Below are 17,693 nucleotides of genomic sequence, written 5' to 3'. Positions count from 1 at the left end.
AACGTGTATGAACAAATGCCTACAATTAATTCTGTCCTTTGCCGTTCTGCTCCCTCTCCTTACCGGATGCTGGGATCGCCAGGAACTTAATGAACTCGGTATTATGCTGGGACTGGGTGTGGACAAGGATGGTGACATGATTAAAGTAAGTGCTCAAGTGGTTGTCCCTAATGAAGTTTCCTCCAAATCAGGGGGAGGCAAAGGGACCCCTGTGACTCAGTATCAGGCTTCTGCCCCAACGCTGTTTGAAGCTATTCAGAAACTGACAGAGTCAAGCCCACGCCGTATCTTTATGGCGCACATACGTATTTTGGTATATGGCGAAGAATACGCCCGCAAGGTCGGGATTTATGATGTGACCGAAGCTCTAATGCGGGAGCCTACAGTTCGACCTGACTATTACGTCATGGTGGCCAGAAATACAACGGCTTCCAAAGTGCTTGACGTGATGACACCTCTTGAAAACTTACCTGCGGAGAAAATGTTCAATTCATTGGATGTCTCCACCAAGACATGGTCACCGACAACAACTGTAACCGGCGATCAGTTAATGGAATATATTTTGTCTCCCGGAATACAGCCTGTGATTACCGGTGTAGAGGTCGTTGGCAATCCGGAGAAAAGCGGACATCAGGAAAATATTGCAACTATTAAGGCTCCTGCCCGACTGAATTCAACCGGGCTGTCCGTATTCAGAGAAGATAAGCTGATTGGCTGGCTAACGGAGGATGAATCCAAGGGGTATAACTACATTCGAAACAATGTAGTATCCACCATCAGTCATCTACCTTGTCGCAAAGACGGATATGTCACCTTCAAAGCACTCCGCACAACGACGAAACGGAGTGCAAAAGTCGTTGCCGGACATCCTGTAATCAATATCAAAATGAAAAATGTATCGTCTATAGGTGCCGTGGAATGTGGAATCAAAATAGGATCAATGGAAGTACTCAAGCAATTGGAACGAGACAGTGAGGAACGGCTCGTAGAGCTGATGCAAAAATCCGTCAAGTCGGTACAGCGTAAATTTCACGTCGATATTTTCGGATTCGGGCAGGAGGTTTATCACGCTGATCCCAAGTTCTTCAAAAAGGTGGAGAAGGATTGGGATCACTATCTAGAAGATCTGGATGTCGATTACAAAGTTAATGTGCAAATCAAACGTGTAGGCACGTTGGATGATTCATTCAAAGATCAAATTAGGGAGTGAGACAGGTGTTGCTTACACTTAGTGTAGTTGTGACTGCAGGGATCATTGGATGGTACGATCTGCCTGGGCTCATACGTCGTAAGGAATGGAAAGAAACGGCTGTTTACAGTGTCTTACTGCTCTTGGCTACCATTCTCAGTGTCTTTGCGGCCAACCTGTGGGAAATCCCAAGCCCACTTTATCTCATCATATGGATCTATGAACCTGTAAATCAATTTCTGGCACATTTGACTGGAACTTAGGAAAAAGGAGGGGACATTATGCTTGAGAAGGGTCGCATCGGAACAAGACAATTGTCCACCCTCATTTTCATGATGGTGGTCGGGGATATGATGCTCATCTATCCCTCGGTCATCACATCCTATGCCAAACAAAATGCCTGGATATGTGCTCTTATCGGGGTTCCATTGGGAATGGCCCTCATCCTTATGTTTTTAAAGCTGTGCAACCTGTATCCCGAGAAAAATCTGATACAGATTGCACGGAGCATTCTGGGATTTTGGCCAGGCACTCTGGTATCCGGATTTTATCTTTTCTTTTTTGTTATAGGTGCCTCAACACACACCCGAGAGGTTGGAGATTTCCTTACCTCCCAAATCTTTCAGTACACCCCAATTCGCGTCATCATTCTAATGTTTGTCATTACGGTTGGTTGGGGGTTATATCATGGTCTGGAAACGATGGGGAGAAGCAGTGAATTGCTGATGCCTATCCTGATTGTGTTTATTCTCGTGCTTGCATTCTGTTTACTGCCCCAAGTTGATCCCAGCAACTTGAAACCTATAACGGATACCGGTGTCGTGCCCATCCTGCAGGGCATTCTCGTAAGTATCATATATCCGGTAGGTGAACTGGTCCCCATTATGATGATTATTCCCTACACGCTTAAACAGGCTCATCGAACTCGGGATGTTCTTATGGCGGCAGGACTTGGCAACTTGTTGCTGGCTATATTGGTTACCATCTCTCTGCTTGTTCTAGGTGCTTTCCTTACACAGCACAACATCTATGCTTCCTTTATTTTATCTCAGAAGATTAACATCGGTGGTTTCTTTGAGCGTATTGAAGCCATCATGGCCTCTTCCTGGCTGATCTCCACGTATGTTAAAGCGATGGTGTATATGTACGCATTTATCGTCGGATGCGCCGAACTATTTAAGCTCAAGCAGTATCGGATACTCATCCTTCCTGCATCATTGCTTATATTCGGCCTTGCCAATCTGGTTTCGCCCAATTTGACCTTCATTGTCATTACGGTCGTCCCATATTGGGTAGATTGGGACACCACATTGAGCATTATTTTGCCGGGACTATTACTGTTGGTGCATATGTTCAAAAAGGGCTGGAAAAACAAACCTTCGGGATAAGGTAATGCTGGAGTTCTACTATGTCAGTAAGGAGGCTGGAGACCATGATAATTAAAGATAAAATTACCATTAGGCAATTCACCTTGCTTACCTTTCTTGTCATGGTTGGGGATATGATTTTGATCTATCCATCGTTGGTCACTACCTTGGGTAAACAGGATGCATGGATATGCTCATTCCTCAGTCAGCCCATCGGTCTATTTATCATTTGGATTTTGTACAAACTACAACAAACCTCCCCTGAACTATCTTTAATAGAAATTTGCAAGAAATTGCTTGGTACATGGATTGGATCGGTCTTGTCTATTGGTTACCTATTCTATTTTGCAATAGGCGCTGCCATTTGTATCCGCGAAGTTGGAGACTTTATGACGACTCAAATCTACCTCGAGACCCCCATCCGTGTCATTTTGATTATGCTTATGTGTTCACTGATCTGGGGCCTAATGAAAGGATTGCAAACCATGGGAGCAACCAGTGAACTATTGACCCCTATTGTTGTTGTCTTCATGGCACTCCTGTTCGTGGGGTTGCTGCCCAACATAAAAGTTTCACATCTGCAGCCTATCTTTAACATCAGCCGGGTTCATTTGATTGAAACCGTTGTACGTGGAGCATTTACATCCTTCGGGGAGTTGCTCGTGCTTACGATGATTCTTCCTTATGTAGTGTCAGGGCCGCACCTTAAACGAGACCTGTTGCTTGCCACTTTCTGCGGAGGTCTGCTCCTGTGTATACTGTTATTGTTTTCCCTTATGGTTGTGGGCCCTTTCCTAACCCAACATAACATTTTTATTTCGTATACCCTGTCTCAAAAAATTAATATCGGTAACTTCTTTGAGCGTATTGAAGCCTTCATGGCTACTGCCTGGTTAATTGCGACCTATTTCAAAAGTCTGCTGTACATGTTCGCTTTTGTTATCGGATTAGCTCAGCTGTTTCAGTTGAAAACCTACAAACCACTCATTCTCCCTTCATCCTTGCTCATGTTTGCATTGGCCATCCTGATCTCCCCCAATGTCATTTTTTATATCGAAACCATTATGCCTGCATGGGTGGATTGGGACATTACTTGCAGTTTTATTATTCCTCTGCTGCTTTTACTTGTTCATCGCATTCGCTTTGGCAAGAACCGGAAAAATCAGCCCCCTCCAGAACGCTTGCCCACATAAAAAGGCTGTGCTTCACGGTATAAACCGCGAACACAGCCTTTATTTATGAAGTAAACATTTTTTCGATGTGTAGAGAACAGACGAGTTAACTTCCTAAAGTTGCTGTACAGCCTCAAGTGCTGCTTCAATATGGCCTTTAACCCGCACTTTCAACCACGACTTCAGAAGTACACCCTCTTCATCAATGAGAAATGTGGAGCGTACCATACCCATGTATTCCTTGCCATACATCTTTTTGAGCTGCCATACGCCGTATTGCTCGGCAACCTTATGTTCTTCGTCGGATAACAGGATGAATGGCAAGCCGTATTTGGCTATGAATTTGTCGTGCTGCTTCATCGGATCAATACTAATCCCCAGAATAACTGTATTTAACTCCTTAAACTCCTCATGACGATCACGGAAATCGCATGCCTGCTGTGTGCAGGAAGAGGTCATATCCTTCGGGTAAAAATATATCAACACCCGCTGTCCACGATAATCCGAGAGCTTCACCGTCTCTCCCGTACTGGACGGAAGTTCAAAGTCTGGTGCCAGCTTGCCTTCGGTTAATGTCATCTCATTTCCTCCTTTATCTCGTCTATCCCTTCACAACGGACTTCTGTTATGATCCTGCTCCGCGATATTTCTTCACGCCATAATTCCATAGCAGAAGGCCGATAGAGCCAAACACCAATCCCATCACAGGTGTTAGCATCGCCATACGATGCATCTCGGATCGTTCCAGGAACAGGGCTGCCGGATAAATGCCAACGAAGGCAAATGGAATGACCCACGTTAACAGGACCTGAATCGCACGGTTATAGATAGTTACCGGATAACGTCCATATCCCTGAATGTTGTACATTAATGGCAGGATACCTGTAGGCGCGTCCGAATAGAAAGACAACGACGTCAAAGTGATATAGATTCCTGCATAGATTAACACGGAGCTAAGTGTAAGAATAATGAGGGCCGGAATATGCCACCACTCCAGCACAAGTCCCATCTCTGCACCACTGATGACCATAATGATCAGACCGATAAACGAACCAACGAGTGCAGGCGGGTCCACATTTTCGAGTAAAATTTGGAACAGGTTATGCGCAGGTCGTGTTAATATGCGATCCATCTCGCCTTTGACAATATACCGTTCACTGAACCCCCACAGATTGATAAAACAACTGAAAATGCCGTAAGGCACCATAAAATATCCATAAACAAAAAGGACTTCACTCTCACTCCAGCCGCCCAAATTATCCGTATGTCGGAATACCACAAAGATAAAAATCAAATTGGTTGCCTGGAACAGCAAATCCGAAAGGATTTCGACCCAAAAGTCGGCGCGGTACGTGAGACGTGTTTTCATATAATTTTTTAAATATTCCCAGATCAGACCCATATAGTACACTCTGTTATCCTCCTTGCACGAACAGACGCTTGCGCGCCTGACGCCAGATCAGCATCATCGGAATGAGCAGTATGACAAACCAGAACACCTGAATACCGAGTACGCTCCAGATGCCTGTGCCTTCCACTCTTCCGGTGAAAACGGAACCGGGCAGATACGTAATGGCCTGAAAAGGCAATACTTTCATTACTGAAGACATCCAGCCCGGATAGAGGCTGATTGGAATGATCAGACCTGAAAACAGATCAACCACAACGCGTTTCATGCGCATCATACCTTCATTGTTTTCCACAAAAAATGCGGCCAGTCCCGTAATGACATTAATCTGGGAGTTAATGAGGAAACTGAAGAACAGCATAACCAGAAAGCCAATCCACGCGGACGGCGCCGTAGGCAGTTCAACCGGAAACAACAGAATGGCAATGAGCATTCCAGGAATCATGAGCAGCAGGAAACGGAAGATACCTTCGCCCAGCCCCTGCATCATTTTGACCATGACATAGTTGATCGGTCTTATGAATTGAATGGCAATGGAGCCATCCCGAATGTCTGCGGCTATTTCCCGGTCCAGGTTGTTAAAATAAAACGCACGCGCCATCCACGATACAGCCACATATGTCGTCATCTGAGCTGCCGTAAAACCACCCAATTCACCACTACTGCCGTAAATGGCTTGCCACGTAAAGTAATACACGCCGATATTCAGCGTATATATCAAAATGCCGGAATAATAATTCACCCGGTATGCAAGCATCGTCAGGAACCGGATGCGCATAAAATCAAAAAATGCACTATTCATGTTAGGATACACCCACCGCTTCATTCTTTGCTCCCACAATCTCGGGACGCTCGGCTGAACCGGATTGGTAAATACTGCGCACGATCTCATCCGTGTTAATCTCAATAATCTGAATATCGGTAATATCTGCCTGTCCAACGACACGTCCCAGCACATCCGATACGTTGAGTTCAAGTGGAATCCAGACCGAAGCGGACAGTTCGTTCTCCACCGTCCAGCGAACAGGAAGAGCAGCTGTCCATTCCAGCATTTGTTCCATGGGGTGAGCCGTACCAAACTTGAACCGGATTTCCCGTTCTTTACCCCACTGGGATTTTAGATGATCCAACCCGCCATCATAGATGATATTGCCCGCATCGAGCATAATAACTCTTGAACATAAAGCTTCGATGTCCTGCAGATCGTGGGTTGTCAGCAAAATGGTTGTCCCGTGTTCCTTATTCATGTCTTTCAGGAATTCGCGGATTTCCGACTTCACAACAATATCCAGACCTATGGTTGGCTCATCCAGAAACACAATATCCGGATTATGGAGCAGCGCAGCAACCAGCTCACAGCGCATACGCTGTCCAAGACTGAGCTTGCGTACCGGGCGGTTCAGCAGATCCTGAAGCTGTAACCGCTCAACCAATTCATCTAGACGTTTGCGGAAATCGACCTCACCTACTCGATACACCTTGCGCAACAGATGGAAGGACTCAATGACACCGATATCCCACCAGAGTTGGCTGCGTTGACCAAAAACGACACCAATATTCTGTACAAACTTCTCACGTTCCTGATACGGAACATAGCCACCAACCGATATTTGCCCTGATGTAGGCACCAAAATGCCGGTCAACATCTTAATCGTTGTTGATTTACCGGCACCGTTCTCCCCAATATATCCGCATATTTCGCCTTGCGGAATTTGAAATGAAATATCATTTACAGCCAAGACCTCCTGGTATTGACGTGCAAACAGATCCTGGAATGCGCCCTTAAGTCCTCCTCGACTTTTCTGGACGCTAAACGACTTGCGTAAATCTTTGACATCAATCGCCAGCATGATTATACCTCACTTGGATTTTGTTGAAATTGCTTGTAGCCCAAAAAGAAATTATAATAGTATCAGTCAAAATTCAGCAAGCTTTAAAAAATAGTCTGAGGCCGCGTCCTCTGTTGCATCTCACAGATATGTCGTGTACGGAAAGCCTAGGCTAGATCAAATTGGACTCATCTTCATTTATTTTGAATACAAAGGAGAGCTAGCATGACCAGAAAGACGAAGAGAACCATATGGATTTCTCTTGCCGCCTTCGTGCTGATTGTTGGAGGCGCTGCGGCATTTTATTTCGGTTCTATTCTCAATCAGTTGAATGGCTTGCAAAAGGAAGGCGATGAATCGCCGTTTGCCGGTATCGAAAATGTTGAAAAAGTAAGTACACCGGATCCTCCGAAATGGGAAGGCACCGAAACGGTAAATATTCTCGTTATGGGTGTTGATGCCCGCGGGCTGGAGAAGGGGGAAGTTCCTCGTTCTGACAGCATGATGGTCGTTTCGCTAGACCCACTCACCAAAAAAATCAATCTATTCTCCATTCTGCGCGACACATACGTCAACATTGACGGGTATGGCAAGGAACGCATCAATACTGCTATCACCCATGGTCCCAACGTGGCAATGAAAGCTGCCGGAGACCTCTTGGGTATCCCTGTACAGTATTATGTGTATACCGATTTCCAAGGATTCATCAAATTGGTGGATGCCGTTGGCGGTGTGGATTTTGACGTAGAGAAGGACATGCACTATACAAGTAAAGCAGACAATAATGAATACGATATTGATTTGAAAAAAGGCTACCAGCATTTGGATGGAAATACAGCTCTCATGTACGTTCGTTTCCGTCATGATGCCATGTCGGATTATGCCCGTTCCGAACGGCAGCGCGAATTCCTGAAAGCAGTAGCAGCGAAAATGCAGTCAACAACAACGATTGCCAAACTACCTTCCATTCTGGAAGAAGTAAATCCTTATGTAGATACCAATCTGACCCTCTCCGACATGTGGAAGCTGGGCGGACTTGGATATCAGAGTAGCATGAACGGCAGCGAGCAGATTCCGCCAATGAAAATGCTCAAGGAAGAACGTACCCCAGGCGGAGCTGAGGTGCTGTCGGTAACCAATGAGGAAAAACTCAAGCAATATATTCAAGATATCATTCACCCTCCTGTTCAAGAAGAAGACAGTACTACCGGAGCCGAAGACAAAACGGCAAGTGGTGACGAACAAGATTCCAAGCAACCTGCACAGTAATGAAGTGCACACGAAGAGGGCAGCCCATATGCTGCCCTCTCGCTGTGTTTTGTTTATCTAATATGAAAGGAAGTTATCTTATGAATTCATCACGTTCCCGTTCCGAGCTTCTATACGAAGAAGCACTTCAACATATTGTCGGAGGTGTCAACAGCCCCTCCCGTTCATTCAAAGCAGTGGGTGGCGGTGCACCTGTCTTTATGAAAAAGGCGCAAGGAGCGCACTTCTGGGATGTCGACGACAACCGATATATCGATTATCTCGCGGCCTACGGCCCGATTGTTACAGGACATGCTCACCCTCATATTACCCAGGCGATTACCGAGGCAGCAGCAAACGGTGTGCTGTACGGTACGCCTACGGAACTTGAGATCAAGCTCGCTAAAATGCTGAAAGAAGCCATTCCTTCAATGGACAAGGTTCGTTTTGTAAACTCCGGTACAGAAGCAGTCATGACTACCATCCGGGTTGCCCGCGCCTACACCAAACGTAATAAAATTGTGAAATTTGCTGGATGTTACCACGGTCACTCTGACTTGGTCCTTGTGGCAGCAGGTTCGGGGCCTTCCACGCTGGGTATTCCCGACAGTGCAGGCATTCCAACGAGCATTGCGCACGAAGTCATCACGGTACCTTTCAACGATCTGGACAGCCTGAAAGCAGCTCTGGAGCGTTGGGGCGATGATGTCGCCGCAGTCATGGTTGAACCGATTGTCGGCAACTTCGGTATGGTTATGCCAGAACCTGGCTTCCTGGAAGGACTCTGTGCCATGACTCGGGACAACGGCTCGCTCGTCATTTACGATGAGGTCATTACAGCCTTCCGTTTCCACTATGGCTCTACACAGACTTACGCTGGACTGGACAATCATTCGGAGATCGAACCGGATCTGACTGCACTTGGTAAAATTATCGGCGGCGGTCTGCCAATCGGTGCTTACGGCGGTCGTAAACAGGTTATGGAGCAGGTTGCTCCACTCGGCCCTGCCTATCAAGCCGGAACAATGGCTGGTAACCCTGCGTCTATCTCTGCGGGTATCGCTTGTCTGGAAGTCCTGCAAGGCGAAGGTGTATATGCGGAAATGGAACGTCTTGCGATTGATCTGACAACAGGCCTTCAGGCTTCTGCGGATCGTCATGGCATTGCATTAACCATTAACCGAATTCGTGGTGCATTTTCCACCCACTTCTGTGACCACCCGATTACGAACTATGATCAAGCCCAGGATACCGACGGTGAACAGTTCGCTTCCTTCTTCCGTCATATGCTGAATCGTGGCATTAATCTGGCTCCTTCCAAATATGAAGCCTGGTTCCTGACTACTGCACATACGGACAAGGATGTTGCGGAAACACTCGAAGCCGCAGAAGCTTCCTTCAAAGCTATGGCTCAGGCGTAGATCGTTATCTAACAATTCACACGTCGCAGCATAGAATGTTACTGAAATTAATCACATTCACATGAAATAAGGCGTCCCACAAGCGATTAATCCGCTTGTGTGGACGCCTTTTGCAGTTTCACTATTTCCTCACGGATAATCCGCAGCCCTTCCTTGATCCGCTGCTTTGGAACATTGGATATATTTAACCGCAGCATTTTGTCCTGATATATTTCCTGTGCGCCTTCCGGATAATATCGTTCTGTTGTATCGGCAATGACTCCCCGTTGGTCCAACCGGGACAGCAAGACCCTGAGCGGCATATCCTTAGGCAGCGGCAGAACCGTATGCTCCCCTCCAGTACGCGGTGCATTCGCAAATGGGCCGAAGTCTGGGAAGGCATTAAGTTGTTGATACAATTTGTTCATCCGGGCAGCATAGCGGCTGCGGATGACTTTGCCATGGTGGGCAAACATCCCGTTACGGATATAGACCTCAAGTGCTGCCTGGGATAGTACCGCGGTGTCAATGTCGAGCATTTTTTTGTATTTACTAAACGATGCAGTAAGACTTGCAGGCAAAATAGCCACGCCAATCCGCAGGCCGGGAAACAGGATTTTGGAGTAACTTTTCAGATAAATGACTCGCCCTTCCGTATCATATGACCATAACGGGTCCTGCTTCGTGTTCTCTCCCAGATCAGCCAAGAAATCATCCTCTACCAGATAGACATCATAACGCTGCGCCAACCTGATCAATTTTTTCTTCTCAGCTGACGTCAGGGAAGTCCCAATCGGGTTGTGAAAACGCGGCATAACATAAAAAAATTTGATGTCTTCTTCGCGAAACTGTCGTTCGAGCGTGTCCCAATCTAGGCCACCAAGAGAGCGTCTGACCCCAGCAATCGGTACATTCAGACCTTGTAGAAGCGAAGGCATATTATGATAACCCGGCAGTTCCAGCATCACCTGCTTTTTCCCATTCGGAAAAGGCATTAGCGCCAGCACAGCAAGGGCCTGCTGCACCCCTGACGTAATAAAGAACTGCTCATTCCGGGCAAACACCTGATAATCGGCGAATTGCTTCTGCAGCAGATCAATTAATGAAGGTAAGCCTCTCTCAGTTCCATACAAAAACAAATCCGCCTGTTTCTTCTCCATAGCCTGATCCACACAATGGCGAAAATCGGAATAAGGGAATACTCGCGGATCAGGAGCTGCGGAGGCAAAATCCATTGGACCCTGCCATTCCCCATCCTCCACTTCGGCTCCATTCTGTACCGCATAATATCCGGACTGAGGCACCGCGTAGACCAGATGGCGTTCTTCCAGCCACTCGTACGCGCGTATGGCTGTACTTACGCTACATTGATATTGCTCAGCCAGAACACGCACAGCCGGCAGTTTGATGCCTTTATCCTGCCATTGTCCACTGTTCTGCTGGCGCAATTGGTCCTGAATCCATTGCTTAAGTGATTCAGCAATAATTTCGTATTTTCTCATTGGATTCTGCCTCTCCTCCGACTTCAGCATTACTTTAAGTGTACCGGTACAGTATACGTTTTTGTCTATTGTACCACTATTGGTCTGGCAGTATATTGAATAAGGTCAGACAGCGTACGCAGCAACATATGCGCCGTTGAAGTAATAAAGAAAAACCGTATTATTGGAGGAAACCCTATGAACAATAGCCAGACTAGAACATATGCATATGTAGCAGCTGTTTTATATGCAGCCATTATTGGTTTATCCTTTTTATTCGTTAAAATGACGGTAAGTGTCGCACATCCAATTGATGTATTGGCACACCGTTTTGCCTTGTCGTTACTTGTAGTCAGCATTCCTGTTATTTTTGGATGGATCAAGATCAAGCTAACCCTTCGTGATCTGTGGCGTATCATTCCGCTCGGGCTGCTCTCTCCTGTTTTGTTTTTTGCCTTTCAGGCATTCGGGTTAGTCTCGTCCAACTCATCGGAAGCAGGGATTATCCAGGCGATGGCCCCCGTTTTCACACTTGTGTTGGCCTCTATCTTTCTAAAAGAACGTACATCCCTTTTGCAAAAACTGTTTCTACTGTTGTCCGTGGCGGGTGTGATCTTTATTTTCTTGATGAAAGGAAGCGGGATGTCGGCAGGCAATTTTAAAGGTATTGCTTTATTGCTGCTCTCCACAGTGTGTTTTGCAGGTTATGGTGTATTGGCAAGACCCTTGGCGCAGAAATATAAACCGATGGAATTGACCTGGGTGACCCTGATGGTTGGATTTATCGTCTTCAACGCAGCTTCCCTGATTCGTCACGCGTCGAGCGGAACCATGGTGGATTATGTGAAGCCGCTCGGAGATGCATCTTACCTAGGAGCACTGGCCTATCTGGCCGTCCTCTCCACCATGTTCTCCACGCTGCTGGCGAGTTATGCCCTGACTCATCTGGAAGCTTCCAAAATGAGTGTATTCAGTAATTTGTCCACGCTCATTTCGATTGCTGGCGGAGCCTGGATATTGCATGAACCAGTGTATGGATACCACTTTGTTGGAGCCCTGCTGATCATCGCTGGTGTACTTGGCACCAATATGAGCGGAAGAAAACGTGGGCTGGTCAATCCAGATAAAGCATGATACAATGTGAAAAATTGTAAACGGACGTTATCAACAATGATGAAGAGAAGTACACAGGACAGGATACCTCAGAGAGCCGGCGGATGGTGTGAGCAGGTGTATCGGTCATGTGGAAATGGGCTTCGGAGTTCCGAGTTGAACCCGTTCTGCCACCTGTACTCAGGAGCGCGGATCGTCAGTAGGCAAGGCGGCATGTTCAGCCGTTATCCATGGACAGGATATCGATAAGGCATATGTGAGCTTTCCGCATATATTTATCCGTATCCCTCAAGTGGGCCGCAACCAGCGGCCAATTAAGGTGGCACCGCGAAGCATAAGCTTCGTCCTTCTATTCTGTTCCCGTCTGGGAAACAGGATGAAGGACGAGGCTTTTTTTGATTTAATTTCTTTATTAGTACAACTCAACATTTACACAAGAACGGAGAGGACAGAAATAACCTGAAGAAGCGGAGTGTTCGCCTTTATCCCCAGATTTCACCTTTGTAAAAGTGTATCAAAAAATCAGGGGATAACAGCGATCGGAAGGTTGTTCTGTCATCGAAGTGACAAGTGTAAATAATCTTTAGTTCGACTTGAGAAAGATGCAGGCTGAAAGGAGGTGATGGTCGTGGAAGACGGCTGGTGGCGTCAGCAATTATGGATCGCAAAATCACAACATCAAAGGAGAATAAACCATGAACAAGAACAAAGACATTATTTTAACCGGAGACCGGACAACCGGACAGCTTCATCTCGGCCATTACGTGGGCAGCCTGCGCAGTCGGGTGCAATTGCAGGATGAGTACAAAACGTATATTTTACTGGCTGATGTACAGGCGCTCACGACCCACTATGACCAACCGGGGCTGATTGCAGACAGCGTGCATCAAGTGACACTTGATTATCTTGCCGTAGGTATCGATCCCAATAAAGCCACTCTGTTCATCCAGTCGATGATTCCGGAAATTGCCGAGCTAACTGTCATTTTCTCCATGTTTGTCACGGTGAACAGTCTTCGGCATAATCCTACGATAAAAAACGAGGCGCGTGATCGTGGTTATAAGGATCTCTATTACGGATTTCTTGGATATCCCGTCAGCCAAGCTGCGGATATTGCGTTCTGCAAAGCAACCCTTGTTCCAGCGGGAGAAGACCAGATCCCACATATCGAAACAGCGCGGAAACTGGTACGGAGGTTCAATGAATTATATTCCCCAGTTCTGCCTGAACCACGTATTCTGACCGGAGAACGGCTGGGCGGACTGGATGGCGTGGGCAAAATGAGCAAAAGTATGGGCAACGCCATCTCGTTGAATGCTCATCCTGATGATGTGTATGCCAAGCTGTCCAAGGCGAAAACCGACCCTGCACGCATTCATCGTTCTGATCCGGGACATCCGGATATTTGTCCGGTGTTTGCCTATCACCAGCTGTTTCGAAAGGATGAGGCTGCTGAGATTCATGCGAACTGTAGTAATGGCACCATTGGTTGCAAGGATTGCAAAAAGATTGCAGGTACTGCGATTAACGAACTGCTCTCCCCTTTCCGTGAACGGCGAAATTACTATGAACACCGTGGGCATGAAGTGAAAGAAATCCTCGTGGAAGGCACACGTCAGGCCCGTCAAGCTGCACGTGAGACAATGCTAGAGGTTCGTGAAGCAATGGGAATACGTTATTTCGACTGACAGTATGAGAAGGCTTGTTCACGTTAACACTGCTGAGAACAGTATATTGGGAAAAGAGGTCCCCTCAGCATGAAACCAACACAGCCTTCTTTTTTGCAAGCCATGATGTTAATGATGTTATCTGTCGGCCTGATCAGCCACGTCCTGATTATCCCTGCCCTTTTGTCTTCAGCCAAAAGGGATGCATGGATATCCGTTCTGTTGTCCGCAGGACCTTATCTTATATTCACTCTGATGCTTTCGTATGTCTCTCGTTTTCTCCAGCACCAAACCCTGCATGAATGGCTGACTTCCCATCTTGGCAAGCCTCTTGGCATGCTGTTTCGGGTGGGAAACAGCCTCTTTTTTCTGTCCGTGATCTACTTCACTCTTCATGATACCACCACTTGGGCCAAAACCAATTATCTGACGGAGACGCCAATATTGGTTACAAGCATTGCCCTGATGTCTCTCTGTGCCTATGCGGCCTACAAAGGGGTACGCTCTCTGGCTTTTACAGCAGGATTGATCCTGCCCTTGGTTGTGTTGCTTGGCTTCTATGTCGCTATCGTTAACACACAATACAAGGATTACAGCCGTCTGTTGCCTGTGCTTGAACATGGCTGGCATCCCGTACTTCATGGCACAGTCTACAGCCTTTCAGGCTTGTTTGAGTTGCTGTTCATCTGGTACTTGCAGCCCCACCTCTCCAAGCGGATACGTGTATGGCAATACCTGATGCTCGCATCAATTATTCTTGGTCTAACCCTTGGCCCACTTATTGGGGCAATCGTGGAATTCGACCCTTTCGAAGCTGCCAAAATGCGTTATCCGGCCTTTGAAGAATGGCGAATTGCCTCCTTGGGCAAATATATTGCCCAGACTGATTTCTTTTCCATTTACCAATGGCTCGCCGGTTCTTTCACCCGGATTAGTCTGGCCATGTATATTGTAGTAGAAATTTGGAATATTAAGAGCGCCTCCAGAAGGATCATATGTTGTGCCACTCTTGGCGTCTTATTTATTCTTTCCATGCTGTATCCTCTGGATGATATGACATTCGAAAATCTGCTTGTCCAGTACATATTCCCGTTCAATCTCATGTATCTGAGCGGACTAGCGGTAGTTGCAACAGCAGTTGCATACATCAGTTCACGCCATCAGAGGAGGAAACATCATGGAGCACCAAACGATTGACACCACGTCCCATGAAACACTGCTTGCCTCTTTCGAAGAGCAGTTTGATCCCTGCGCAGATGTTGTTATTCAGACCTTTCCAGCCAAAGATGAAGCCGATATGTCGGTAATTATGCTTTATTGCGATGGTTTGGTGGACGGTAAACAAATCAACCAGTTTATTATCCCACGGCTGGAACAGCATTCTCTGTTCATAGAAGAAGCACACCCCAAAGAATTGGGATTAACCTTGAATCCAATAGAAGATCTTACAGATACAGAGAATTTAAATCTGCTGATTTTTAGTGGACAATTACTGCTTATTTTCGGAAATGGTGATCAGTCCTGCAGTCTAGATATCGCGAGTATACCAGGAAGAAACCCTGAGGAGTCAGCAATCGAGTCATCGATTAAAGGACCTCGGGACGGATTTACTGAAGAGCTGTCCGTAAATATCGGCCTCATTCGCAAACGAATGAAAACCTCTTCCATGTGTTATGAGAAATATGTTAAAGGTGGTCGTACCCAGACCTCTATTGGTCTGTTGTATGTCAAAGACATCATTAACCCGGATATTCTGAAAGAAGCACGCAAGAATCTCGACCAAATTGAAATCGATGGCATTCTCGGTACCTCTATTATGGAACGTGCAATTATGGGGGGAATTCGCAGTATCTTCCCACTCACGGATAATACGGAGCGACCCGATTATGTCGTGGACTCTCTTTTAAATGGGCGATTTGTGGTTCTCATTGAAGGTTCACCGGTAGCCATTATCGCTCCAACCACTCTGTTTAATCAGCTAAAATCGCCGGAAGACGAGAGTACCCCCTTTTTCATCGTTACTTTTGAGCGAATTTTGCGCATTTCCGGATTATTGATTGCTTGTTTCTTTCCTGCCTTTTATATTGGCCTGACCAGTTTCAATGTGGAGCAGATCCCCTTGCCCCTGCTGGCAACCATTTCAGGTACGCGGATGGGTCTACCCATGCCAGTAACGCTGGAAGCATTTTTGATGATATTTATGTTCGAGCTATTTAATGAAGCTGGACGCCGACTCCCACGTGCCTTGGGACAAACCGTCAGCGTCGTAGGTGGACTTATTATTGGAGATGCAGCTATTCGAGCAGGAATTACTTCTCCCACAATCATAGTCACGGTCGCTATCTCGGTGATCTCCAGTTATATTCTGGTGAATACCGTGCTCAGTGGGGCTACTGCTCAAGTCCGGATTGGGATGCTAGTCATTTCTTCCATTCTTGGGTTATTCGGTTTCATGATTGGACTGCTTGGTCTGCTGGTGCACCTCGTATCCTTGGAGTGTTATGGTGTCTCATACCTGTCACCCGTCTCTCCTTATATACCCGGCGACTTCACCCAAGCCGTATCCATGCCCCCTTCCATGAAACGAACCAAGCGCCCAGCCGTACTCCATACCCAGGATTCCACTCGCCGGAGGAAACGCTCGTGACAAGATGGATGGCTAAGGTTAGCTTGCTTATAAGCTGCTTTATCCTGTTGACCGGGTGCTGGGATTCCAAAGAGGTTCAGAGCATTAACTTTATCACGGCTGTAGGAATAGATTATGTAGACAACCAATACGTTGCTTACGCTCAGCTCATTGATTTCTCCAGTATTGCCAAACAGGAAGGGCCAACTTCAAGGCAAGCAAGTGATATCTGGATCGGACGGGGTGAGGGTTCTACGCTGAGTATGGCTATTGATGACCTATATCAAACTTCTCAGCAACAAACGCTGTGGACCCATGTAAAAGCGATTGTTTTATCCAAAAATGTGTTGAATGGACGACTGGAGGATGTCTTCAATACACTGTTGCATTCAGGCCAACTGAGATATACCCCTTGGCTCTACGGTACAGAGCATAACATTACAGATGTACTCTCTCCCTCTGCCCTGCTGAACCAATCCGCCCAGACGATCGAGCTGTTTGAACCTATGAAGCTGTACAAGCAACATTCCGGTTATGAACCCATCCGGCTACATCAGCTCCTTGACGGATTTCGGGAGCCTGCTTCCGTTATTCTTTTGCCGTCCATTACCAATCAGAACCAGACCTGGTATAACGGGGATGAAACACCCCCGCTGATTAGAATGGATGGGTTTTACGTCATTTCAAACGGTAAAAATCAAGGCAGGGTTACGGGTAAGGACGCTGATGGCACACGATTCGTGAATTATGACCGCGTCTATCAATATCCATTGTACGTATACAGCAACGGGAGCAAAATGCCGGAGCTGACGCTTAGGCTTAATAACCCAAAGACCAAGATTAAGGCGAGGAAAGAAGGAAACGGTGTTACATTTGACTTGATTACTTCGGTTAAAGGCGCCATCATCGAGGATCATGACTCTCATCGTTCTCCCCATGTCATGGAAAAGGCAGCGGAGAAACAGATTGAGTCCGAAATCCGCAATACGTTTGAAAAAACCAAATCACGCAAAGTTGATTCCTACGGTTTTGTGGAACATCTATATCGTCATGATCTCCCTTTATGGAGACAAGCGGTATATAAAAGGACTAATCCACTGGAGGGGTTTAAACTCGGTAATGTGGAGGTTCATGTGAAAATCCTCAATGCCAGTACGTATAAATACGATGAGTAACGCAAAAAGACGATAAGT

16 protein-coding genes and 1 other annotated feature are annotated in these 17,693 nt (G+C 46.6%); of the genes, 11 read left to right on the top strand and 5 right to left on the bottom strand.

What is annotated here, in order from left to right; genetic code table 11:
- The first annotated feature begins 7 nt into the window (after positions 1-7).
- From HP548_RS16020 to HP548_RS16005, 4 genes are read left to right on the top strand one after another with little or no spacing between them, the layout of a single operon-like run.
- Positions 8-1,210 carry a Ger(x)C family spore germination protein gene (locus HP548_RS16020; RefSeq protein WP_076292226.1) on the top strand — a complete coding sequence of 401 codons (1,203 nt, stop codon included), beginning with the start codon at positions 8-10 and terminating at the stop codon, positions 1,208-1,210.
- A 5-nt stretch (positions 1,211-1,215) separates the two neighbouring features.
- Complete coding sequence (locus tag HP548_RS16015; protein ID WP_083679151.1) at positions 1,216-1,452, top strand: hypothetical protein; 237 nt, start codon at positions 1,216-1,218, stop codon at positions 1,450-1,452.
- Between the two features lie 18 nt (positions 1,453-1,470).
- A complete protein-coding gene (locus HP548_RS16010; protein ID WP_175382199.1) occupies positions 1,471-2,577 on the top strand; it encodes a GerAB/ArcD/ProY family transporter in 1,107 nt (368 codons plus the stop codon).
- A 44-nt stretch (positions 2,578-2,621) separates the two neighbouring features.
- Positions 2,622-3,749 (top strand): GerAB/ArcD/ProY family transporter, encoded by a 1,128-nt coding sequence (locus tag HP548_RS16005; protein ID WP_175382198.1) that lies wholly within the window; start codon positions 2,622-2,624, stop codon positions 3,747-3,749.
- Positions 3,750-3,842: 93 nt separating this feature from the next.
- On the opposite strand, the gene bcp is transcribed toward HP548_RS16005, so the two are convergent.
- Genes bcp through HP548_RS15985 form a run of 4 tightly spaced genes read right to left on the bottom strand, consistent with a single transcriptional unit; the run spans position 3,843 to position 6,986 of the window.
- Positions 3,843-4,307 (bottom strand): thioredoxin-dependent thiol peroxidase, encoded by a 465-nt coding sequence (bcp, locus tag HP548_RS16000; protein ID WP_175382197.1) that lies wholly within the window; start codon positions 4,305-4,307, stop codon positions 3,843-3,845.
- A 46-nt stretch (positions 4,308-4,353) separates the two neighbouring features.
- Positions 4,354-5,130 carry an ABC transporter permease gene (locus HP548_RS15995; RefSeq protein WP_175382219.1) on the bottom strand — a complete coding sequence of 259 codons (777 nt, stop codon included), beginning with the start codon at positions 5,128-5,130 and terminating at the stop codon, positions 4,354-4,356.
- 13 nt (positions 5,131-5,143) lie between these two features.
- A complete protein-coding gene (locus tag HP548_RS15990; protein WP_163761541.1) occupies positions 5,144-5,938 on the bottom strand; it encodes an ABC transporter permease in 795 nt (264 codons plus the stop codon).
- Between the two features lies 1 nt (position 5,939).
- Positions 5,940-6,986, bottom strand: coding sequence for an ABC transporter ATP-binding protein (locus HP548_RS15985; RefSeq protein WP_063568167.1), 1,047 nt, complete (start codon positions 6,984-6,986; stop codon positions 5,940-5,942).
- A 204-nt stretch (positions 6,987-7,190) separates the two neighbouring features.
- Between HP548_RS15985 and HP548_RS15980 the strand changes: the two genes are divergently transcribed.
- Together HP548_RS15980 and HP548_RS15975 are read left to right on the top strand one after the other, a co-directional pair.
- Positions 7,191-8,234 carry an LCP family protein gene (locus tag HP548_RS15980; RefSeq protein ID WP_076292221.1) on the top strand — a complete coding sequence of 348 codons (1,044 nt, stop codon included), beginning with the start codon at positions 7,191-7,193 and terminating at the stop codon, positions 8,232-8,234.
- A gap of 80 nt (positions 8,235-8,314) precedes the next feature.
- A complete protein-coding gene (locus HP548_RS15975) occupies positions 8,315-9,634 on the top strand; it encodes a glutamate-1-semialdehyde 2,1-aminomutase (protein ID WP_175382196.1) in 1,320 nt (439 codons plus the stop codon).
- 86 nt (positions 9,635-9,720) lie between these two features.
- On the opposite strand, the gene HP548_RS15970 is transcribed toward HP548_RS15975, so the two are convergent.
- On the bottom strand, positions 9,721-11,115 hold the full coding sequence (locus HP548_RS15970; RefSeq protein WP_175382195.1) for an aminotransferase-like domain-containing protein: 1,395 nt from the start codon (positions 11,113-11,115) through the stop codon (positions 9,721-9,723).
- Between the two features lie 177 nt (positions 11,116-11,292).
- Between HP548_RS15970 and HP548_RS15965 the strand changes: the two genes are divergently transcribed.
- The 5 genes from HP548_RS15965 (at position 11,293) to HP548_RS15945 (ending at position 17,675) form a co-directional block, all read left to right on the top strand.
- On the top strand, positions 11,293-12,228 hold the full coding sequence (locus tag HP548_RS15965) for a DMT family transporter (protein ID WP_076292218.1): 936 nt from the start codon (positions 11,293-11,295) through the stop codon (positions 12,226-12,228).
- A 27-nt stretch (positions 12,229-12,255) separates the two neighbouring features.
- Positions 12,256-12,559: a binding site (T-box leader), on the top strand.
- Positions 12,560-12,902: 343 nt separating this feature from the next.
- Positions 12,903-13,895, top strand: a complete 993-nt coding sequence (trpS, locus tag HP548_RS15960) for a tryptophan--tRNA ligase (RefSeq protein WP_076292217.1) — start codon at positions 12,903-12,905, stop codon at positions 13,893-13,895.
- A gap of 69 nt (positions 13,896-13,964) precedes the next feature.
- Positions 13,965-15,071 carry a GerAB/ArcD/ProY family transporter gene (locus HP548_RS15955; RefSeq protein ID WP_175382194.1) on the top strand — a complete coding sequence of 369 codons (1,107 nt, stop codon included), beginning with the start codon at positions 13,965-13,967 and terminating at the stop codon, positions 15,069-15,071.
- Complete coding sequence (locus HP548_RS15950) at positions 15,052-16,521, top strand: spore germination protein (RefSeq protein ID WP_175382193.1); 1,470 nt, start codon at positions 15,052-15,054, stop codon at positions 16,519-16,521. Before HP548_RS15955 ends, HP548_RS15950 begins: the two co-directional genes overlap by 20 nt.
- A complete protein-coding gene (locus tag HP548_RS15945) occupies positions 16,518-17,675 on the top strand; it encodes a Ger(x)C family spore germination protein (RefSeq protein WP_175382192.1) in 1,158 nt (385 codons plus the stop codon). Before HP548_RS15950 ends, HP548_RS15945 begins: the two co-directional genes overlap by 4 nt.
- Positions 17,676-17,693 lie beyond the last annotated feature (18 nt).

Source organism: Paenibacillus taichungensis (assembly GCF_013359905.1).
GTDB classification, from domain to species: domain Bacteria; phylum Bacillota; class Bacilli; order Paenibacillales; family Paenibacillaceae; genus Paenibacillus; species Paenibacillus taichungensis.
Note: the sequence above shows the minus strand (reverse complement) of the source record. Positions and strands in the feature narration are given on the sequence as shown.